General features: G+C 41.5%; 18 protein-coding genes. 13 read left to right on the top strand and 5 right to left on the bottom strand.

The window, feature by feature from the left end:
* Nucleotides 1-6 precede the first annotated feature (6 nt).
* The 3 genes from G586_RS25370 (at nucleotide 7) to G586_RS0119255 (ending at nucleotide 4,226) form a co-directional block, all read left to right on the top strand.
* Nucleotides 7-789, top strand: a complete 783-nt coding sequence (locus G586_RS25370) for a response regulator (RefSeq protein WP_051204946.1) — start codon at nucleotides 7-9, stop codon at nucleotides 787-789.
* Nucleotides 790-799: 10 nt separating this feature from the next.
* Nucleotides 800-3,430, top strand: coding sequence for a response regulator (locus G586_RS24005; protein WP_051204945.1), 2,631 nt, complete (start codon nucleotides 800-802; stop codon nucleotides 3,428-3,430).
* A 118-nt stretch (nucleotides 3,431-3,548) separates the two neighbouring features.
* Nucleotides 3,549-4,226, top strand: a complete 678-nt coding sequence (locus G586_RS0119255; RefSeq protein WP_026529017.1) for a TIGR00266 family protein — start codon at nucleotides 3,549-3,551, stop codon at nucleotides 4,224-4,226.
* 188 nt (nucleotides 4,227-4,414) lie between these two features.
* Here the strand turns inward: G586_RS0119255 and G586_RS0119250 are convergent, their stop codons facing one another.
* Entirely contained in the window at nucleotides 4,415-4,711 is a 297-nt protein-coding gene (locus G586_RS0119250) for a PepSY domain-containing protein (protein WP_026529016.1), read from the bottom strand.
* Between the two features lie 104 nt (nucleotides 4,712-4,815).
* Here G586_RS0119250 and G586_RS0119245 point away from each other — a divergent pair, with 104 nt between their 5' ends.
* From G586_RS0119245 to trxA, 5 genes are all read left to right on the top strand, one after another.
* Complete coding sequence (locus G586_RS0119245) at nucleotides 4,816-5,379, top strand: histidine phosphatase family protein (RefSeq protein WP_026529015.1); 564 nt, start codon at nucleotides 4,816-4,818, stop codon at nucleotides 5,377-5,379.
* Nucleotides 5,380-5,570: 191 nt separating this feature from the next.
* A complete protein-coding gene (locus G586_RS27125) occupies nucleotides 5,571-7,991 on the top strand; it encodes a hypothetical protein (RefSeq protein ID WP_242832065.1) in 2,421 nt (806 codons plus the stop codon).
* 24 nt (nucleotides 7,992-8,015) lie between these two features.
* Entirely contained in the window at nucleotides 8,016-10,346 is a 2,331-nt protein-coding gene (locus tag G586_RS26425) for a fibronectin type III domain-containing protein (protein WP_026529013.1), read from the top strand.
* 58 nt (nucleotides 10,347-10,404) lie between these two features.
* Complete coding sequence (locus tag G586_RS26725; protein WP_207640731.1) at nucleotides 10,405-12,852, top strand: fibronectin type III domain-containing protein; 2,448 nt, start codon at nucleotides 10,405-10,407, stop codon at nucleotides 12,850-12,852.
* Nucleotides 12,853-13,163: 311 nt separating this feature from the next.
* The gene (trxA, locus tag G586_RS0119225) at nucleotides 13,164-13,481 is read left to right on the top strand and encodes a thioredoxin (RefSeq protein WP_035773646.1); all 318 of its coding nucleotides are present in this window, start codon (nucleotides 13,164-13,166) and stop codon (nucleotides 13,479-13,481) included.
* 117 nt (nucleotides 13,482-13,598) lie between these two features.
* Here the strand turns inward: trxA and G586_RS0119220 are convergent, their stop codons facing one another.
* On the bottom strand, nucleotides 13,599-15,005 hold the full coding sequence (locus G586_RS0119220) for an RNA-guided endonuclease InsQ/TnpB family protein (protein WP_026529011.1): 1,407 nt from the start codon (nucleotides 15,003-15,005) through the stop codon (nucleotides 13,599-13,601).
* A 92-nt stretch (nucleotides 15,006-15,097) separates the two neighbouring features.
* Between G586_RS0119220 and tnpA the strand changes: the two genes are divergently transcribed.
* The 4 genes from tnpA to G586_RS23980 all read left to right on the top strand — a co-directional run bounded on the left by tnpA (nucleotide 15,098) and on the right by G586_RS23980 (nucleotide 17,433).
* Nucleotides 15,098-15,556 (top strand): IS200/IS605 family transposase, encoded by a 459-nt coding sequence (gene tnpA / locus G586_RS23985; protein WP_051204943.1) that lies wholly within the window; start codon nucleotides 15,098-15,100, stop codon nucleotides 15,554-15,556.
* 246 nt (nucleotides 15,557-15,802) lie between these two features.
* On the top strand, nucleotides 15,803-16,024 hold the full coding sequence (locus G586_RS0119205; RefSeq protein WP_026529010.1) for a PF20097 family protein: 222 nt from the start codon (nucleotides 15,803-15,805) through the stop codon (nucleotides 16,022-16,024).
* Between the two features lie 100 nt (nucleotides 16,025-16,124).
* A complete protein-coding gene (locus tag G586_RS0119200; RefSeq protein ID WP_026529009.1) occupies nucleotides 16,125-16,571 on the top strand; it encodes a hypothetical protein in 447 nt (148 codons plus the stop codon).
* Nucleotides 16,572-16,596: 25 nt separating this feature from the next.
* The gene (locus tag G586_RS23980) at nucleotides 16,597-17,433 is read left to right on the top strand and encodes an Rpn family recombination-promoting nuclease/putative transposase (protein ID WP_051204942.1); all 837 of its coding nucleotides are present in this window, start codon (nucleotides 16,597-16,599) and stop codon (nucleotides 17,431-17,433) included.
* A gap of 125 nt (nucleotides 17,434-17,558) precedes the next feature.
* Here the strand turns inward: G586_RS23980 and G586_RS25350 are convergent, their stop codons facing one another.
* On the bottom strand, nucleotides 17,559-18,935 hold the full coding sequence (locus G586_RS25350; RefSeq protein WP_051204941.1) for a leucine-rich repeat protein: 1,377 nt from the start codon (nucleotides 18,933-18,935) through the stop codon (nucleotides 17,559-17,561).
* 232 nt (nucleotides 18,936-19,167) lie between these two features.
* On the opposite strand from G586_RS25350, the gene G586_RS27120 reads away from it, so the two are divergent.
* Nucleotides 19,168-21,066 (top strand): hypothetical protein, encoded by a 1,899-nt coding sequence (locus G586_RS27120; protein ID WP_026529008.1) that lies wholly within the window; start codon nucleotides 19,168-19,170, stop codon nucleotides 21,064-21,066.
* 94 nt (nucleotides 21,067-21,160) lie between these two features.
* Here G586_RS27120 and G586_RS23965 read toward each other — a convergent pair whose 3' ends face one another.
* Nucleotides 21,161-21,859: a sce7726 family protein gene (locus G586_RS23965; protein WP_051204940.1), complete on the bottom strand. Its 699-nt coding sequence runs from the start codon at nucleotides 21,857-21,859 to the stop codon at nucleotides 21,161-21,163.
* Complete coding sequence (locus tag G586_RS23960) at nucleotides 21,849-22,691, bottom strand: AraC family transcriptional regulator (protein WP_051204939.1); 843 nt, start codon at nucleotides 22,689-22,691, stop codon at nucleotides 21,849-21,851. Before G586_RS23960 ends, G586_RS23965 begins: the two co-directional genes overlap by 11 nt.
* Between the last annotated feature and the right edge of the window lie 103 nt (nucleotides 22,692-22,794).

Raw genomic sequence — 22,794 nt, 5'->3', positions numbered from 1 at the left:
GGCAATATGGGAACGAACAGGCTAAAAATTGTGATGCTTATGTTTCAACCAAGTATCGTTGCAAGGGGTATCGAGAAAAATCTGGTCTCAATGGGGAATAAGGTGGAATCGCTGGTTGGGAATTTCGCCGAGATAGAAGAGAAGATGGAGAAGACGGATATCTTCATTTTCAATCTTCCGACAAAGATTGCGGATGACACAATAGAACTAAACGAGCTTGTGAGAATCTGTAATTTTATGCAGGAAAAAGGAAAGAGCATGATATTTGTCGGGGAGAAAGAGCTCTGGAATGATCTTGGACAGGTGTACACAGGGGTGAGCAAGTTCGTCTGGGCATATCGTCCCGTTGATATGGGAGAGCTTGAGAAGGCAATAGAAACGGCCCTTTTAAACAAACCAAGACCTGCTAATGGTAACAGGATACTTATAGTTGATGATGACCCGGATTACGCTAAGATGGTCCGCGGCTGGATAAAGGATTACTACAAGGTGGATATAGTTACAGCCGGAATGCAGGCTATAAGTTTTCTACTGAAGGTGCCCCGTGAGCAGGGTGTGAACCTGATTCTGCTTGATTATGAAATGCCGGTGGTCGATGGACCACAGGTTTTGCAGATGCTGCGGCAGGAACCGGCTACTGCGGATATACCTGTAGTTTTTCTCACAGGTGTACAAACAAGGGAAGGGGTATCAAGAGTAATGGAGTTAAAGCCTGATGGATATATATTGAAATCCACCACGAGAGAAGATCTTTTGGCATATCTTGATACAAAGCTCAAAAAAATTTGAGGTGTAACACATGATAAATGGCAGGAAAAGTCTGGCTTTTAGAATATGGATGATCGTGTTGCTGGCGATACTTCTTTCAACCGGCTCTTTTTGTGCTGTTTCTATGATTGAGGCAAATAATGCAATTAAGCTATCTGCCAGGCAAAGAATGCTGGATATCGCAAACTGTGCCGCGGGTTCAGTAGACGGGGATACGTATAAGAGGCTTAATGAAAGTAGTGAGCTTAATCCCGGTTACAGGAGAGTATACAATGCGCTTGCCATATTCCGCGACAATATAGAGGCTGATTCTGTCTATGCAATCCGCGAGGAAGAGGATGGAAGCTTTATTATCACAATTGATCCTTCCTTAGAGAGCCCGGGAGAATTTGGGGATAAAGTTGTGACAACAGATGCTTTGATAAAAGCCAGTAAGGGAATTAGTGCAGTTGATGATAAGCCTTATACAGATAGATGGGGAACATTTTACAGTGCCTATAGTCCTGTCCATGATTCGGATGGGAATATTGTCGGAGTAGTCGCCGTTGACTTTACCAAGGAATGGTATGAAGGGCAGCAGAAAGAACAGGCAAAGAATACGCTACTAACATTTCTTGTGGTGCTATGTATAACCCTGATAGTGATAGGTATTCTGTGCTCTGTGCATATAAGATCGATCACGAAGCCGATGAGACATATCACTGAGGTTGCGGAGTGCTATAGACAGGGAGACTTTAGCAGGAAGCTTGAAATCGACAGAGAAGATGAGCTTGGAGTTTTATCCAGGGCACTTCAGTCCATGGCAACATCCCTTACTGAGCAGATAAAGGAGGCGGATGCCGCTAACAATGCAAAGAGTAGTTTCCTTGCAAATATGTCCCATGAGATACGCACACCAATTAATGCCGTACTTGGAATGAACGAAATGATTCTCAGGGAATCATCAGATCCTGAAATCCACACATATTCCGAAAATGTTAAAACAGCGGGTAATACGCTGCTTAGTATTATCAATGATATTCTTGATTTTTCTAAGATAGAAGCAGGAAAACTGGAGATAATTCCTGTGGACTATGACCTTTCATCGGTTATCAATGACCTTGTGAATATGATCCATACAAGGGCTGATGATAAGGGATTAAAGCTTGTGCTTGATTTTAATCATGAAATTCCCAAACAGCTATATGGTGATTCTGTGAGAGTTAAGCAGGTAATCACCAACATACTGACAAATGCCGTGAAGTATACGGAAAAGGGCAGCATTACCTTCAGTATGGATTTTGAAAGAATAAAAGAGGAGCCTGATATGGTGCTCCTTAAAGTGTCAGTTAAGGACACCGGTATAGGCATAAAGGAAGAGGATAAGAATAAGCTTTTCTCAGAGTTTGAGAGAATTGAGGAAAAGAGAAACCGCAATATTGAAGGTACCGGACTTGGAATGAATATTACGCAGAATCTTCTTGAGATGATGGGATCTGCGCTTGTAGTGAATAGTGTTTACGGTGAGGGCTCAACCTTCAGCTTTATTTTAAAGCAGAAAGTTGTTGGGGATGAGGTACTTGGTGATTACGAGAATTCCTATAGGATGTATCTTAGCAAGACAGAAGGCTATAAGGAAAAGTTTACTGCACCGCGTGCGAAGATTCTTGTGGTTGATGATAATCCTATGAATCTGATGGTATTTGGTAATCTTGTTAAGCAGACGCTGGTGATGACAGATACTGCAAACAGCGGAGATGAAGCCCTGCTCCTTATGAGGGATAAGAAGTATGACATGATTTTCCTTGATCATATGATGCCTGAGAAGGACGGAATCATGACGCTGCAGGAGATGAAGCAGGAAAAGGATAATCCTAATCTGAATACTCCTACGGTATGCCTTACGGCCAATGCTATTTCAGGAGCCAGGGAGACATACATTTCGGCAGGCTTTGATGATTATCTTACAAAGCCAATCGACCCGGATCGCCTGGAGAATATGCTTATGAAATATCTTCCGGATGACCTTGTTGAAATGGCTCGCGTTGATGATTCGGATACCGTGAAAACACCTGATGAAGATTCTGGTCTCCCTGAAGAATTAAGACCACTTTCAGGACAGAATAAGATAGATATAAAGCAGGGAATTAAAAACAGTGGCACGGCTGATGCTTATCTGCCGCTTCTTAAGGTTTTCTATGACTCGGCTGATTCTAAGGCAGAAGAGATAAATGGATATTATTCCGGAGAAGACTACAAAAATTACACTATAAAGGTTCATGCACTAAAGAGCTCAGCAAGGATTATCGGAGCCATGGACTTCGGCGAAGCTGCCCAGCGCCTCGAGGATGCGGGTAAGGCTGAGGACTATGAATATATCCATGCGCACCACAATGAGTTCATGGAAGAATATGGCGCTATTAAAGAACTTGTCGCTGCTGTATTTGAGAAGGAAAGTGATGAAGAAGATAGAACTGTTGCCGAAGACTGGCTCATGGCTGAGGCATACAAGCAGATAAAAGAAGCTGCGGTGGATATGGATTGTGATGCTTTAGAAACAGCTTTTGAGGAAATGTCTTCGTATGCTATTCCTGAAAATGAGGCTGAACTTTGGAAAAAGGTAAAGGCAGCTTCTGATTCCTTTGATTATGATGGTGTTATTTCGCTTTTGGCTGATAGGTGATAAATATCCTCCTGATAAACTAATTTAAGTGACTAATAGTAACGTAATATAGTATAATCATTTGTGAGACAGTTTATGTTATAGTTGGTAATTTTTGTATTAAAAAGGAGGTTACTGGATGAATTGCGAGATAAAAGGTGGGAATTTTCCTGTAGCGATTTGCACATTGGATGCCGGGCAGGCAATCATGTGTGAAACCGGTGCTATGGCATGGATGAATGGTGGCATCAGAATGGAGACAAATACCGGTGGTGGTATCGGAAAAATGCTCGGACGCGCATTTTCAGGTGAGACACTTTTCATGAACCGCTATGTTGCTGACACTCCCGGCATGATTGCTATCGGAGCTCATTCTCCCGGCGAGATTCGTGAGATTGATATTACAGGAAGATCAATTGTTGTTCAGAAGGGATCATTCCTTGCTATGGACGAAGGTGTAAATCTTGACATCTTTTTCCAGAAGAAGATAGGCTCAGGCTTCTTCGGTGGAGAGGGCTTTATAATGAACAAGCTCTCCGGTACAGGAAAAGCGCTCATTGAGATTGATGGCGGAGCTATTGAGTATGATCTTGCTGCAGGTGAGAAAATGACAATCGATACAGGTTACCTTGTAATGTGTGATGACACTGTATCTATCGACGTTGTTATGATAAAAGGAATAGGCAATGTACTCTTTGGAGGAGAGGGACTCTTTAACACAGTAGTTACAGGCCCCGGACACATCATTGTCCAGACACAGCCGCTCTTACAGTTTGCTATGACACTCAGCACTATGCTGAATGTTGGAAAGAAATAAACGAACGGATTTGATAAGCCTGATCCGAAAAAGGGTGACAGAGTAATAGAATAAATTTTTATACATAAACGCAAGAAGAGACTGTCTGTGTGACAGTCTCTCTTGCGTTTATTAAATAGTTAGGTTCCCTGATTATGAAATTATCTAAAAATATGTTTTTGTAGCGAGTTTATTTTTTTCCGGGGGAATTATTCAATCACAGTGATGTTAGCAAGGAGAACTTCTCCGGTATTTGCATTGAGAACATATTCATATTCCTGATTACCCTTACGGAATGTAAGGTCATACTGAGCAATTCCGTTGATTACTTCAGTTTCTTCACTTGTAAAAACGACTTCTTCCTGCTTAACGCATGCGTTTCCTGTTGCGATTGTTCTTGCATCCTCCATGGGAATGTAAGAAGCGGAAGCTGTCATTGAAGATGCTGCGAATGTGATGAATGCTACTGCAAATGCTATTGCTGTTGTGATTGTATTCTTCTTCATAATCAGGTACCTCCTTTGGGAAAGGTTGTTGTTGTTTTCTATGATTTGATATTATCATTAGTATCATCACACAATTATCACACTAAGATTGCGGGGATAAGACTATGAGAATTGCGATCATGCGGCACGGAACTGTGGCTCACAAGTGGAAAAACTTATGTACTTCCGCGGAGTTTGATGCGGAGTGCCGTGCATATGATACGGCACCATTAGCTGAGAAATTCGTTGTGGTACAGGGAAACAGTACCCGACTTATTTATGTGAGCACGCTTAGAAGGAGTGAGGAGACAGCAAGACAGTTATTTGGGGATGTGAAGCTTGTAAGATCGAAGCTCATAAATGAGGTTCCTTTGCGCTCTGCATTTGATACCGATAAAAGACTCCCTTTGTTTTTCTGGTATGTTATGGGACGATTGCAATGGCTTACCGGTAGTAAAAGGCAGAAGGAGACAAAAAGGGAAACCGCAAAGAGGGCTGAAAAGTTCGTTAGAAGGATCATTGAAAACGGTGAGGACTGCGTTGTAGTTACTCATGGAATTTTCATGCATACACTTATTCCTGTTCTTGAGAAGCATGGATTCAAGGAGAATGACAAAGGCCCCGGGAGAAGGAATGGGACTCACAAGGTGAATTATAAAAACGGCGAGATGATCGTTATGAGTAGGTAAGGCTTGAGTCTGGTCAATGCTGCAAACAAAATGGATTTATTTTGTAAATAATGGCGGTGATTGTGATTATCGCACAAAAGCGGGGGCATAATTATTTACATATTTATTGAAAAAATGTAAAATACTCATATTTGAGGGGACTGTAACTATAGTTTTGTTTTCAGGGGAAAGGGTCTATTTGGGGAATCAATATGAGACAGGTTTGTCAAAGGTTGTTACTTTCTGTAATGACTGTATTTTCGATGTGTATCTTTTTAAATCCACTTAATGCAAAGGCAGATTATAACCAAACAATGCACGTTATCGATGCGACGGATACGACGCTGACTATTGATTGGAGTATGGCTGCCCAGGATTGTCTGGCTGAATTTAAGGCAGAAGGGTATAAGAATGTCAAATTCACGAAGCTAACACTCCAATATGCTAAGAGTCCTTGTGATATGAATAAGGTGATAAACGGTGGAGGTAAGGCATTAAAAACATCTGCAAGGCAGTGTACTATTAAGAATCTTAAGCCGGGAACAGATTATTTTATATCTGTTTCATACGATTATACATGCACTAAAAACGGAAGCCCGGTATCAGGGGGGCACAATTTTCAGCTTAACTCTGCGGTAACGACTAACGGTCATTCAAAAACGGCGAAGCTTGTAGGAGTTACCGGAACAACAGCAACAGTTAATTTTGGAGATGCAGTTGAGGAGATCAGAGAAGCATATAAGGCAGAGGGGCTTAATCCTTCTTTCGACGATTTATATGTCGGCTATGCGGATCAGGAGATGGGCATGGAGGCTGCATTAAAGAAGGCGAAGGAAATAGCAGGTAAGCAGTATTATCCGCTGGCGCAGGAACAGAAAGTATATACGATGAGGGGGCTTACGCCCGGTCATACATATACTGTTGTGGCTGCTGCCGGTTTTGATGATTTTGAAAAAGATAAAGCTATATTTGAATATATAACATTAACTGATGTTAAGACTGCAGAAGTAGATGATTCTGACATCTACAATTATGTACCTCCGCAGACCAGCTATGACAGCAGAACAGATCAGGCTGCTGAAGGCAGATGGTTCAAAAATGTAAATGATCCCATTAAGATCAATGTTGTATTTACAACTGAAGCAGGTAAGGATTCAATTACTATCGATTGGTCGAAGCAAAAATACAAATCACTCAAGATTAAGCCGGTAGGAAAAGAGAAAAAGATATATCTCGCCTGTGTAAAGGAAGAGCAATATGATCGTTACGCTGATAACTTAGAGAACGGACCGGTTGACAACTATGGTCCCAATATAAGAAAGGCCGGAAAGCTGGTAGATGCTAAGGAGATTGGTGTAGATCCTAAAGAAACCAGTTATACCTTCACAGGTTTGGATCCTGCTTCAAGTTACGTGGTAATGATGAGATGCAGTTATAAAGATGGTAACACCACCTGCAAAAAGATATATCCTTATGCGAGCCGCGTATTAACTGAGGGCGGATTGACATATGATGATGTCGAAAAGCAGGTAAATAAGAATAAAAAGGATGCATATTTGTATGATGGCAAAGTCAGACGTGATGGTTCACTGGCACACCTTGACTGGACGAATGCTCTTCATGAATTTTATGGACAGGATGCACTAAGGCCATATTTTGCACAGCTAAAGACCAATAAATGCTGCTGGATAGGGTATGCAAAGCTCCCTGAAAGCTATACACAGAATGATGTTATGAATAGCTATCGAGAAGCATTGAATCAGGCCGATTATTGGGATCATTTTTCACTGGCTGCTAATTATCCATATACAAATACGGTAGTTCATAGACTTGATCCGTCTGCAAAATATGTTTTTGCCGTTAAGTTCTATACCAGTTGGTATGATCTTGGATGGGAGAATAATTTTGATGATGTTCTGTTTATAGATGAGACAGGAACCAATTTCCTGAAGGCAAAGGCGACAAACTCTCAGTATGATGGACATCCGATCGACTGGCGCCCAGGTGATGAGGGTGGCTCAGGAAGTAGTGATGAGGGCGGCTCAGGAAGCAGCGACGAAGGTGGCTCAGGAAGCAGCGATGAGGGCGGCTCAGGAAGCAGCGATGAAGGCGGCTCAGGAAGCAGCGACGAAGGTGGCTCAGGAAGCAGCGATGAGGGCGGCTCAGGAAGCAGTGATGAAGGCGGCTCAGGAAGCAGCGATGAAGGTGGTTCAGCAAATAGCGGAGAGAGCAGCCAAGAAGGTGGTAACGGTCCGAGAGTAGATACCGAGACTCCTGCTGAGAACAGCAACAACAGCAGCAACGCTGCAGGAAATACCGCTGATAGTCAGATGAAGGGTGCCGGTGATCAGGCCTTAATATCATGCGGAACCGGCAAGATTTCCTATAAGAAGCTGAAGAAAAATTCCAAGACCGTAAAAATCAAGGTCGAGAATTCTGAAGGCAAAATCACTGTTAAGGATATTTCTTCCAGGAAGAATAAGAATATTGCGAAGATAAAGATCAAGGGAAGAAACATCACAGTTAAGTTCAAGAAGGGAACACCTAAGGGGACCTACAAATTTATGGTAACTGTGGCTGCAAGCGGAAATATCAAGAAGACTACAGAGACTATAAAAATCAAAGTAAAGTAAAAAGTTTTAGGAAATAAGTTATTTATGAAGCATTTTTTTAAAAGAATAATACTGTGCGCCGCAGCGGCGGTTAGTGTTTTTGCAATGTCCGGTCCACTTAATGCAAAGGCGGAATACAATAATCGTATGCATGTGATAGATGCTACGGACACTACTTTGACAATAGACTGGAGTATGGCGGCAGAAGATCTGATAGCACATAAAAAGGCTGAAGGTTACAAGAATTGTAAATTCACTAAGTTTGTACTTAAGTATGCAAAGGTACCGTGTGATATAAATAAAGTCAGAAATGGCGCAGGTACATCAATAAAAACCAGTGCGCGGCAATATACGATCAAAAAGCTTAAACCCGGTACTGACTATTTCATTTCGATTTCATATGAGATGACTTCTACAAAAGGTGGTGAAACTGCCACTACGTATCATAATTTTCAGCTTGATGATGCGATGACAACAAAGAGCCGCACCAAAACAGCAGAGCTGCTTGGAACTACGGGTTCAACCGCGACTCTGGATCTCAAACCTGCTTTTGATAAGCTTATAGAAGAATATAAAGCAGATGAGCATTCATATACTGTAGGACATCTTTATATCGGCTATGCTGATGAGCAGGATGGAACAGAAGAGGCGCTAAAAAAAGCAAAGGAGATGTCCGGTAAAAAGTTCTATTATGTACCGCAGGGACAAACAAAGTATATGCTAAGGGGCTTGACTCCCGGACATTCCTACACCTTTGTAGCAGGGGTTCCGCTTTTCGGGTATAACGACGAGATAAAGAGGTCGGACTATCGATTTGAATATGTTGTACTGTCGGGAATTAAACCTACAGGAGAGGATGACTCTAATGTATATAACTATGTGGCACCGGGTACAAGCTATGATACAAGAGAGGACCAGGCAGCAGGGAACAGATATCTTGATGATATTGAGGGCTTTAACCCATCGCTGAAATTTGAGACTGTTTCAGGAAAAAATTCAATCACAATTGATTGGTCGAAGCAGGAAATTAAGTCGATGAAGATAAATCCTGTAGGAAAAGAGAAAAAGATTTATCTTTCCTGTGTTGAAGAAGCACACTATGACCGCTATGAAGACAATAAGATAAACGGACCTCAGTACAATTATGGCCCTAATGTAAGGGAAGCTGCAGTAAGGGCAGATGCAAAACAATATGAAGTTGATCCTAAGAGCAAGAGCTTTACATTTACCAATCTTAAGCCTGCTACAAGTTATGTGGTCATGATGAGATGCAGCTATAAATCTACCAATACAACCTGCTCAAAGATTTATCCTTTCAAGACTCACGTTCTTACAGAAGGAGGAAAAACTGCTGACGAGGTTGAAAGTGAATTAAAAACCAAGATTACAAAGGCAAGTATGTATGATGGCGCTGTCAGACGTGAGGGAGCAAAAGCGCATGTAGACTGGACAAGTGCTATCTCAGGATACTATGGTCAAAGCGAATTAAGTAAACATTTTGCCAGACTGATGGATAAAAGGTGCACCTGGGTTGGATATGCAAAGCTGCCGAAAAATTATTCTCAGAATGATGTCAGGAATAGTTATAGAGCAGCCGAAAGGATGGCATCCTACCATAGAAGTGAAGGATTTCCTATCAGTTATCCATATACCAATACGATAGTATATGGACTTGATCCTGCTGAAAAATATGTTTTTGCAGTGAGCTTTAATACTACCTGGTTTAACTACGGAACAGAAAAGTATTTAGAAGATACTATCTATATTGATGAAACAGGTACCAATTTTATCAAGGCAGAGGCCACAAATTCTCTGTATGACGGACATGCAATAGACTGGAGACCAGGAGATGGTGGCGGTTCAGGAAACGGCGGCGAAGGCGAATCCGGCGGAAGTGGTTCAGGGAACGGCAGCGATGGCGGTTCCGGAGGAAGTGGTTCAGGAAACAGCAGCGAGGACGGTTCCGGTGGAAGTGACCAGGGCTCAGGTAATGGTCCCAGAGTTGACTCTGATACACCTGCAGGTAGTGCTGCGGGATTCGAAAACACAGCAAATGGCCAGTGGAAGAGTGCAGGTACTAAGAAAAATGATCAGGCCTGGATTTTATATAACACCGGCAAGGTTTCCTATAAAATGCTGAAGAAAAAAGCTCAGACCGTAAGTATCAAGGTTGAGAACTCTGAAGGCAAGATTACCGTAAAGGATGTTACTTCCAGGAAGAATAGAAATGTAGCCAAGGTAAAGATTAAGGGAAGAAAAATCTCAGTTAAGTTCAATAAGGGTACGCCTAAGGGTACCTATAAATTTAAGGTGACTGTGGCCTCTAAGGGGAAGATAAAGAAGACTACAGAGACCGTAGTAATAAAAGTTAAATAATTTATAGGTTAACAAAATTAACCGGAAGAAAGTTTTTAGGGGAGTAATAAGAAGTTTTATGAAACAGATTTTTAAAAGTTTGACAATTTGCATGATAGCTGTAATGGGGATATTCATGCTTTTTAATCCGCTTGATGCAAAAGCATATGATAATACGATTCATATTGTTGAAGCAACGGATACAACACTGACAATTGACTGGACCAGAGCTGCAGAGCAGGCTATTCAGGACAGACAGTATGAAGGATATACTACCACCAAATACACGTCCTTTAAGCTCGGATATACCGATAATACGTCAGCGTCTCTGAGGGGCAGCAAGGCACTTGATGTTAATTCTAGAAGGTACACAATCACAGGTCTTAGACCTAATACCTGCTACAAGATTACAGTTGATTGGAATATGGCTATTTCCAGGCCCGGAAGCAGCGGCAGCAGCTCACACAATTTTCAGAATTTAAGTGCGTATACGACAGGTGGGAATCCCAAAACCGCTAAGCTGCTTGGAACAACAGGTTCAACAGCAACAGTGGATTTAAAAGATGCCATTAAGGAAATTGAGGAGACTTTTTCTGATTCAAGCAAGTACTCAACCGGTATCAGTGATTTAAGCGTTGGATATGCTGACCAGGAAATAGGTGATGAAGCTGCCCTTAAGAAGGCTAAGGAAATCGCCGGAAAAAGAGATATCAGACTGGATGCAAAACAGGGTACTTATCAGATGAGAGGGTTAAAACCTGATCATAGCTACACATTTGTTGCGTTGGTAAAAAGGTCAGCACGCAATAAGGAGAATGATAAATATGAGTACATCAGTGAATACATTCAGCTGACTGATATAAAGACCACCAGTGTTGATGATTCTGCCAAATACAATTATGTGGAGCCTGATACATCCTATGATAATAGAAAGGATGCCCTGAACCATGGAAGATTTTTGTCAGGCGCCGGTTCTTCATTCTCAGATATCTGGTTTCAGAGTAGCGTTACAGAAACAAGCATTACAATTGACTGGTCAAATCAGAAAGATTCATCCATGACGATAAATCCTGCCAAGGGTGAGTCAATGCTATACCTTTCAATTGTCAAAGAAAAAAACTATGATTATGATGCAGATAGAAAGCAAAACGGTCCTGTAAGCAATTATGGTCCCAATATCAGAGAAGCTGCAGATAAGGCTGATGCTCATATGATTCAGATTCCGACAAGCCAGAAGAGCTATACTTTTGAGAATCTGGAGCCCGGCGGAAGCTATACTGTAATGATGAAGTGCAGCTATAAGAAGCCAAACCTGACTGCACCCACTATTTATCCGTATCTTTCACATGTAATTACTGATGGTGGAATGACTATGGAAGGAATAAGAAGACAGCTTCAAACTGATGTTGTTTCCGGTTATATGTATGATGTTGATATAACAAGGCAGGGGACCACAGCGCAGATTGACTGGACATATGCTATTAATAACTATTGTTCTCAGAGCGCTCTTGATGATTATTATGCAAGACCATATCTGGATAGAACCACATGGATAGGTTACGCCAAGCTTCCTGATCATTATTCCAAGTATAAGATAAAGGCAAGCTACAGCGAAGCAGAGAAGATATACGGCATTGACGCTAACTACGTTGCTGTACAGTATCCATATACAAATACAATCATTTACAATCTTGATCCTGACGCTAAATATGTGTTCTGTATAAAGGGGACAACTCAGGTAAATATTTATGGTCAGAAAAACAGTATTAACAGTTATTTCTATGCCGATGAAACAGGAATCAACTTCTTAAAGGCTGATAAAACCGGTGCCAGATATGGCTTAGATACTTCTGATCCGGGAAGCGGTTCCAGCGGCAGTGGTTCAAGCGGAAGCGGCTCAGGTAGCAGTGGATCCGGAGATAGCGGTTCAGGTAGCAGCGAATCGGGTGATAGCGGCTCAGGCAACAGCGGATCAGGTGAAAGTGGTTCAGGAAGTAGCTCAGGTGGCAGCGGTTCAAGTGGAAGCGGTTCGGATAACAGCGGCTCAGATTATAACAGACCTGACGATGAGAGAAGCCCCAGAGACGATACTCCTTACGAGAATGGCAACAGTAGTTCAAACGGAAGTGGAAACAGCAGCTCAAATGGTAGTGGTTATAACTACTATAATAACAGTCCTGTATATACGCCCGCTGCAACTGCAGGAAAGAAGTGGAAGAGTGCAGGTAAGCGCAAGGCTAATTCAGCCTGGATCTCATATGATAAGGATAAGATTTCTGCTAAGAAGCTTAAGAAGAAAGCCCAGACAGTTACAATCAAGATTGAAAACTCCAAGGGCAAGATCAAAGTAGAAGAGCTTGCTGCAGGCAAGAATAAAGGCGTAGCCAAGATCAAGATCAAGGGAAGAAAGGCTACTGTTAAGTTTAATAAGGGAACCGAAAAGGGTACTTATAGATTTAAGGTAACTGTTGGAGCTAAGGGTAAGACAAAGGCTACAACAAAGACTATTAAGATTAAGGTTAAGTAAATATGGCTTATCGATGATGAGTTAGGTTTTGGAAGGAGCAACCAGGATGAAGGGTTGCTCCTTTTCTTTAATATGTAATTCCTTATTAAAGAAAAGGAGCGGCATTGGCGCGCAAGCAAAACATTATATAATGTGAAATTCTTCAGGGGTAAATGAAAATGGTAGTACGGTTTTTCATACCAGGTCTATATAATCTGCGTACTTGATATAAAAAATATACTAGCTATAATGAAATTATCAGATGAGAAAATCATCAGGAAGATGATAGTTGATATAGAAAGGCGCTCATACAAGAGCGGATGGTGATAATCATGGAGTATAGATTTACAAGAGATAATTTTAATGCAGAAGTAGTGAACAGTGAAGTTCCGGTTCTTATAGATTTTTACGCAGACTGGTGCGGACCATGCAGGATGATGGGACCAGTAGTAGAGGAGCTTGCAAGAGAGTATGACGGTAAGGTCAAGGTCGGCAAGGTAAATATCGATGAACAGCCGGAGCTTGCAGAAAAGTATGGTGTTATGAGCATTCCTTACTTTGCTCTTATTAAGAATGGCTTGCTCGTAAGTGATGAGCTTGGAGCAGTTCCCAAGGACAGGCTTGCAAGGAAGTTGCAGGAAATTGTATAAATCAGTAAAAATCGGGCTTTTCGAAGCCCGATTTTTATTGGAAAAATAGACATATGTTATTCGCTGAGCTGAGTATATGAACTACCTCCACCGACTCTGCATCGGAAGAGGTTTCTGTTATGCCGCAGAGCGGCATGAACCTTTGGGATGCTTAACGCATCCCAAAGAACAGGGCATGTCCACTATGCCTCTATCCCATTGGGTTACCTTTGGGAATACTTTTCTTAAGATATTTGCAGCTCCGTTTATGTCTGCATTTGTTATTGTCCCATCGTAGTGCCTGTAGAGTCCGCGCTTTATCCTTTTTCCGGAAAAAACATAGTCAGACTTACTTCCCTTTTTATACACAGGGATCTCGTCCATAGCAAGAAAATCCGCTTTTGATGTATAGCTCTCTTCTGTAAGCGCAAACCTGATCCCGTATTCAGCAAGCTTATATCTCAGCATATCTGCAAATATCAGCATTGGTATCTGCACAAAATTCTGGTTACTGATATGCCCCATATCCGCTTCCTGTTTCTGGAATACGTTATGCCCCATCACTACGACATCCACACGGTTATCCATCGCATAGTCTGCAAGCTGTCTGCTTATCTTATGGAACTCATCCTTTATGCGCCTGTTGCGCTTTTCAGTGAGTATACTCATTTTCCTGGTCCGGTATCTGTTATTACACTTCATGGCACATGAGGAAAGCCGCCCCATTTCTTTATTGTAGAACTGGTTTACGGACTTTATCAGTCCGCCCTTTATCACAAAGGGATCTGCGCCAAAGTTGTTCGCTACGGCTGCTATATTATCCGTACCAGGATCTATCGACATGACCCTTATATCGGAAATGTCATCTTTTGATGAAAGAAATTTAAGAACTTCCCGGTCATCCAAAGGCTCTATTCCCACTGTTAAGGCATCGATCACCACATCCATTACAAAGTCCTTACCATGTGGTTTTATCCGTACTTCCTTAAGTTTCCCCTGGGGAAAGTCCCTGCCAAGTCTTAAAGCCTTGGTTGTTCCAGGAAAACGTATATAAGAATCTTCCTTTATCCTGCATATCTGATTCGTAAGGATGGCAGTCTTGTATTTTCCCCGGCATACATATCCCGGCATGCGGGGGCGCCCCGTAAATGCAGATGGTGTCTTGGCGTATGTCTTCACTGCTTCAAAAAATGATTTGTAATCCCTGAGAAGGAGCTTAAGTATCTGCTGGTTAGCCTGAGATGGAAGCCCATAGTATGCCTTATCCCTGGTGCTCTTCAGAAGATAGTCAATGGCATTATAAGAAAGCCATGAGCCAACTACATGGTATTTTGTCCCTTCAAGGGTTTCACTTACAAGTTTATACACCTGCATCTGATTGGGAAAAAGAGGCCTGTAAGAGTCAAATGCCTCTGTGGCAGAAGCATACTGTCGGATGATGAAATTCGCCCTGTTGTAAAGAACTGCAGATGCTCTGCAAATATCCTGGCAGTAACTGTATAGTGTGTTGTTTTTAGCTATTCTGTACTGCCTTGTCCTATACACAGTTGAGATTTCCTTTCCAAAAGATTATATTAGTATTATAGCATAATTTCCAAGAGTAATCAAAACATTTGTTCTTTTTAGAAGGAGCTTTTATGGATAACTACAGAAGAGGTTCACATTCAGTTTACCTGCTTACTTATCATATTATTTTTGTCACTAAGTTCAGGAAAAAGGTGATAACCGATGAGATGGGGGATTTCATGAAAAATCACGCCGCTTATCTGTGTGGAAGGATGAACTGCGATATGATTTCTGCTGAGACAGACGAGGATCATATACACATGCTTATCTCCATGCCTCCGGATGTTGCTCCGGTAAAACTGATCAACACCTTAAAGTCCCAGCTCTCTAAAGAAGTCAGGATCAAATACCGTGAACATATAGAAAAATTTCTGTGGGGAGATGCTCTTTTCTGGAGCAGGAGCTATTTTTGCGCCACAACCGGATCAGTTTCACTTGAGACAGTGAAAAAATATATAGAAAGCCAGCGCACGGATGACCACAAAAGAAAATATGAAAAAACAGGGCGATACAGCAAAGCGAAACGCTGAGGGCCAGCGATTCATCCCCCACCGACTATGTCGGAAGGAGTTTTCTCGCCGATACATTATAATTCCGCGCATAGGAATATTAAGATTATTTCATCAACAACTTATTTATATTCTAATGTTTCGGAGGAGAATTCACATGACACCTAGTATTTAGTTTCTTTTGGTAGCAGTTACAAATGGCTGTTTTTTACTTTCCCAGTATCTTAAAAAGAAAGAAGAAGTAAAGAAAGACGAGGTATCAGAAAAATGATCTGCCCCTATTGTGGCAAAGAAATGAAAAAAGGAGTTCTTGGTGGGAATGCCCACAGTCTTGCCTGGAAGGAGGGCGATAAAGGTCCTGGAGCTATTGATATGATCGCCGGAATAGGGCGTCTTTCGGCTGCTAAATTCAAGCTGACGCACTTAACTATGGACTCTTACTTCTGCAATAGTTGCAAAAAGCTTATAATAGATACCGATATTCACTAAAGCAGAACCGCCATGATAATGCTAAGATGATCGGAAATGATTCATCAATTGTTCAGCTAGAGGGTGAATATGGAAATAAATTATTTCAAGGAACTATTAAATGTCTAAGAAGAAAAGTAAGAAGAAAACGGAAAAACTCAGTCTGTTCTGGATACTGACTATCATATGTGGTGCTATGTCTCTGATATTGTTTGCCGGTGCTTTTACCGGAAACAGACTGCTTACTACTAATGTTATTCACTTGGGAATCTCAGCGCATTTTAGAGAACCACAGCCCTTTGACTGCTATTTGTTTGACGTGTTCTATTTCTGCTTTACATGGGGAGCGCTTATCTTTGTGATAAGAAATGTACATGAGCTTTTGCAGGCGTTCGCAGCGCTTATGATATACCTGGCTCCGGTTGCAGCTCATGTCCTGATAAATACATTTGGTCCATGGTATGCGGATAGCGCGACAGATGCGATAGTCATGTATATAGTATTTGCAATTCTGGTAGTGCCTGGGGCAGCTATCGTTGGGATACAGGATTTTATAAAAAAATTATGAAGAATTGACATTTGCGGACAATTTTATGTTCTGCAAGATTCTGGAGGAAAATGAGGATCTCTGCAAAGAGATGACAGAGCTGATCCTTGGAAGAAAAATAGGTAGCATCGTAAAAGATCCGGTAACTGAAAAGGCAATAAAGCTTACGCCGGATGGACACGGAATCAGATTTGATGTTTATTTCTTAGACGATAATAACCAGGTTTTTGACATTGAAATGCAGACCGGCAAGAAGGGTGAACTTCCCAGAAGAAGTCGTTACTATCAGGGAATGCTGGATCTTAATTATCTCAAGGAAGGTAAGAAGTATAAGGATTTACCTAACAGTTATATCATTTTTATCTGTACATTTGACGCATTTGATGCGGGTTATCATAAATACAGTTTCAGGCCTGCTTGCAACGAGGATAACCAAATAGTAATGGAGGATGGCACTAACAGAATTTTCATCTGTGCAGGTGGACACAGGAATGATGTATCAGAAGACCTTGAGGCATTTATTGATTATATTGCAGGTAAGATCAGCGACAATAGATTGGTACAGAATCTTGACCGTAAGGTGCACGAAGCGCGTGAGGACAAAAGGTGGAGGGCTGAATATATGACATTACAAGATATGCTTGATGATGAATTAGAGCAGGGAATGGACATAGGGGATCTTAGGAGGCTTATAAAGCAAGTAAACGACAATGTCAGTAAAGGCAGATCAGTAGATCTAATTGCAGATTTTCTGGGAGAAACTGTTGAAACAATACAAGAGATAATAGAAGTTATCAAGTCACATGAGCCTGATTATGACGAGAAGAAAATTGCTGAGGAGATTCTTGCCAGAAGAAAGATGAAAGCAGAGAAAATTGAATAATTAAATTTTGCAGCTAAATAACTACAAATACGAAAAGAAAGGGCGGCCGCATATTTATAGATATGCGGCCGCCTAAATTGATTGAGTATAGTATTACGAGTTATTCTTGGGCTTAGTGAAGCTTGTCATTTTACTTTTGCATTAGTTTGTTTTTTAATCTTTTTAATCAGTTTCTTTCTGGACTTTCCCTTTACTCCATCAACCTTGATAACAGCTTTTTTATTTATTTTTCCAAATGCATTTTTGCCAATCTTGAGGGAAGCATTTGAAGTTATTGTGACGTTCTTTAGCTTTTTACATTTGAAAAAGGCTTTATTTTCAATGTTTGTAACGTTAGAGCCTACTGTCAGTGAAGATAGATTTCCGTTACCTTTAGAGGCTTTTGATGAAATGCTGGTAACAGGGTAGGTTTTGCCTTCTACAGTAACAGTGTTTATGGAAGCTTTTTTGGTATTGCTGATATTCTTTACTGAAGCATTACCATTGATGTCGATGTAGTATGTAATTCCATCTACTGTTGTTGTAAGAGGAAGAGCGGGCTTGGCTTCGGATACTGTTGGAGCAGGTGTGGTATTTGAAGCACCGGAGCCTGTACCGGAATTGTCACTACCGGAGCCGGAACCACCGTTATCGGAACCGCCTGAGCTGCCGGAGCCGCCATTATCAGAACCACCTGAGCTGCCAGAACCACCATTGTCAGAACCGCCGGAACCACCACTATCGGAACCACCACCGGAACCACCTGAACCGCCACTGCCTGAACCGCCACCGGAACCACCTGAACCGCCATTGTCGTTTTTAAGGCCGGGAACCTTTATGTAAATTGGTTCGGAGGCTGCAAACTTAGCCAGGTTGCTGGTCATCGTGTATATTTCAATGTTCTGATCATAATCCAGCTGTTCTATATCATAATATGTTGAGTTAATGCAGGAACCAGATCTGAACCATTTGTTATGTTCCGGATCCTGAACCATAATATCATAATCACCGTTTTTCCAGCTCAATCTGTAATAAGGCTTCTTCTTTTTCTTGATTGCTTTTGAGTTAACTTTGGGCTTTTTTTCACGCTTTGTTACATTGTAGGTTCGGGAAGCAAAGGTGCATCTGTCATCATTCTTAAATTCTTCAAGCGTATCATATGAATCGGGCAGCTTTACGGGAGAATGAATAACATAAAATGTGTATTTGCCGATGTATCTGTAATTACAAACAATACCGCCGTTCCAGAAATGAACAGGCTCGTTTGAACCAAGCTTTCTGAGCGAAATGCAGTCTATTACCTTATCTTTCAGAGTGTCATTATTGCAAACAAGAAGCTCTGTGTAGTAGCCGGCAGATCCACTGGTATACGTAAGCCATTTCTTGTCGGTATGAATATCGTGTGCCGGTCTAACCTTTTTTGTAGTAGCTGCATTGGAAACTATGGATGAGCATCCAAATAAGATTATCATAAGCACCAAGGGTGCCATGACCTTAAAAAAACTGAGTCTTATTTTCTTCATTTGATTTCCCCTTTTTAACTTTTTTCTTTTTGCATTTTAAATGCGTTCCCTCGGGTTTTATATTAGCAATAAAATGATATAAAGTAAATGTTATTTAGGGATAAAAACTTCGAAAATAAACGAAAAATCATAAGTGAAACAGCAAAAAGAAAATGTTATAATACTGATTATTAAGGGACTCTTATATTTTCAAATAAGAGATATCGGATATTCAGAATCAAGGAGGAAGGGTATGAAGAAACCAAAGTATCTATTAACTATGCTGGCAGCATTAGCAGTAATTACAACAGTACATATTACTGCGGATGCAAAGGAGTACAATGCCGGAAGCGATGAGGAAATAACACTATATGATGGGGATGTTATAACCGGAGGAACATATTCGAATTATATCTACTTTGATGGTGCTGCTACAATTCAAGGTGGAACCTTTAAAAAGGGAGTGTTTCTTTGGCAAGGTGAGATTAAGGACGGAACTTTTTTAGATAAAATAGATGTACGTAGTGGAAAAGTTTCAGGTGGAACTTTTTCCGGGCCTGGTGAAATAAGTGGTGGCGAGATCGCCGGTGGTGAGTTTTCCGGGGAATTTAAAGTTGGTGGTGGGAAAATCACAGGTGGAACTTACAGCGGAGAGGTTTCTCTTGGTATAGCATTCTCTAGTAATCCTGAAATTATAAATGGAACTTTTAACGGGAAGGTAACATGTGCTAGTGGCGAAATCAAGGGTGGTACTTTTTCTAAAAAGGTTGAATTGTGGGATGATGGAATAATCTCAGGTGGAAACTTTACAGATGTGATCTGGGGATCCGGCGGTGAAATCAAGGATGGAACTTTTCCTGGCACGGTTACGATGTATGGCACAAAAATCTCAGGAGGCACTTTTACTGGAGAGGTGCAGGCTAATGAGCGTTCAGAGATTACAGGTGGAACATTTGAGGCAGTTAGTTTGGAAGCAGCAAAGATTTCAGGAGGCACATTTGCAAATCTATCTACATGCTATTCAACACCGGCAATGGAGGAGGTTCCAGAGATTACAGGTGGGACAGTGACGAGGACGTTTCAGGTAATTGCTCCCGGCAGTGATTACACAATAGCTCCTGTGATTTCCGGCTTGACTGCATATCCGACCGGGGATTTTTACCATTATAATATAAGTGAAATGCCGGAATCTTCCTGGCAACAGATTTTCTCAGCAGACAGTAAGAGCGATTTGTTCATAGCTATTGGTATGAGAAGACCTCTCATGTCAATGAATATTGCTGATCTTCTTGCAGGAAATTTCGGAAAGGTAAAGATCAGGTTTGACGCAAATGGCGGTAGTGGAACGATGGATGATACATTTGCTTATGTTAAGGGAACTATCAGACTACCGAAGAATGAGTTTTCAAAATCAAATAGTGCTACATTTTTAGGTTGGGGATTAAGTCAAAATGGACCTGTAAAGTATAAGGATGAGGCAGATATTGGACGCGTATCTTATCTGGGAAATGAGGGCGAGGAAAGAATTCTGTATGCAATATGGAGTGATACACAGTCCGGCACAGAACCTACAACACCTACAGATCCAACAACACCCACAGACCCGACAACACCTACAGATCCAACAACACCCACAGAACCAACAACACCCACAGATCCTGCGACACCCACGGATCCTACAACACCTACAGATCCTGCAACACCCACGAATCCGACAACACCTTCTAATCCTGCAACTCCTGCAGATCAAACACAGCCTGCAGCTGAACCTGAGGTTCAGACAGGGCTCAAGGCAAACGAGGAAGTTACGGATAAATCCGGAGTTACTGCAGTAGTATCTGCCAAAGGAGATTCTGTTGTTGTAAAGAAGACTTCAAACAAAAAGACAGTTAAGATAGCAGCAACTGTAACAGCCAATGGAAAAGAATATCCTGTAACTGAACTTAAGAGTAAATCAGTGTCAGGTAATAAGGTTAAAAATGTAACCATAGCTGCAGGGAATCTGAAGAAGGTTAATGCCAAGGCTTTTAAGGGTGCCAAGAATTTAAAGAAGGTTACTATCACAGGAGTCAAAAAGGGTTCCAAGATTGCAAAGCAGATCGAAAAAGCTGCAAAGAAGGCTAACAAGAAAGTTAAGATAGTCTATAAATAATATGTCGTATCATCATCTGACGGATGGTTAGAAGGCGGCTTCCCATTAACCGGGAGGCCGCCTATTATTGTCACAGGATATTTGTGTAAATTATTTAGAAATGCTTTTTTCGTTTAAAGCTTTGTCCCTTCTCTGCTTGCTCCATCATAAGTTCCAGGCGTTTTTGAGGATCGGTTTCTGATTCAATTGCCTTTTGAAGTTCGCCTTTTCGATATTCCTTAAGGGTGGAGCCAATGGTTGTGTAGTCACGCTCGAAGAGGATTCTGCACATGTGAAAAGAGAGTTCGTCAGGATCGATTTTATCGGGAACGCGCTCTGCAAGCTTTGGGATGACGAAATCCTTGCTCTTGTCTTTGTACTTTGGCATGTCGAAAATCTGTTGAAGTTCATAGAGTTCAGGTCGCCAGAGGATTCTGAGTTTGTTCTTCAGGGTTAATTTAGGGTTGATACCGGGTTTTCTAAAGAAGTAAAAATCCAGCTCCCCATCAACAACTTCAACAGTGATGATTCCCCAGTAATCGGGAACATGCTCCGGGGTGTGCAGGGCGTGTGTTGTACCGACTACAACGATATTGCGGTCATAGTATTTGTCATAGTCCTTTACCTGCCTTCCAAGGCGGGCATAGGTATCGGCATCACTTTTTATCTCTAGTCCAATGATGCTGTCCTCGGTTACCATGACAACATCAGCCCGGGATTTCCCCATGGTCTTTTCTTCGATTATTCTTATTTTTCCGTATGTTTCTTCAAGGAAGTCAAAAAGTGGCTCCCTTATGTCTTTATCATGAAGCATGAATTTTCCTGTAATCTGAAGGTGAGCTTCCAAAGTGGCGTTTGAACGCTTTGGAGAAGGTAAAGGTGTCATTGTAGCCAACCCGTGCTGCAATCTGGTTAACGTTAAGCGAATCATCTGCAAGGAGCTTGACTGCAACCTTCATCCTGTAGGTGAGAAGGTACTGCTGCAGAGAATAGCCGGTGGCATCCTTAAACAGCCTCGTGAGGTAGCTTCTGTTAAGCCCAAGAGAGATTGCGATACTGTCAATTTTGATAGGCTCGGCGTATTTCAGCTGGATGTATGAGATGACATTTTTCACATATAACAGAGAGTTATTCTGTTCCCGTTCTTCCTTTGCAGGGGAGTTCTTTATTATGTAGTCACAGATTTTATATATCGTGCCGATGCAGTAGTACTGCCTCTTGTAGTGCTTGAGAATATCCATGGCAAGGTCTTCGATTTTTTTGTAGCTGTCGTAAAGTGTGAAAACCGGATGCTCGGGAGTAAGTCCTGCCTCCTTTAAAATAAGCGGAATTTTAGGGCCGCCGATGTGAACCCAGATATACTCCCAGGGCTTTTCTTCATCGGCCTGATAAAAACATTTGGTGTTTTCGGGAATCAAAAAGATCTGATGCTCATGAATGTCATACTGTCGGTTATTGATGCGCAGGATGCCTTTCCCTTTTAGTACAAAATGCAGGATGATGCGATTTCTTACGAAATGCTCATAAGAGTACAGAGGCTCACATTTGTTTCTGCCAACCTCGTAGAGATAGAAATCATCGGAATCCTCGTAATTAACGAACTTGCAAAAATCACAGCCTTCAAGTTTATCTGGTTTATCTGCCATACCAATCCCTCCACCCATGTACAGTAAACGACATATGTTTTTGAAGCTTGCTATTTAAAAAGTGACATCCCCTCATACTTAATTATATATTACACAATCTATC

It is taken from the genome of Butyrivibrio sp. VCD2006, from assembly GCF_000423925.1.
Classification (GTDB): Bacteria; Bacillota; Clostridia; order Lachnospirales; family Lachnospiraceae; genus Butyrivibrio.
The sequence above is the reverse complement of the archived record's forward strand: the minus strand, read 5'-3'. Positions and strand labels throughout refer to the sequence as shown.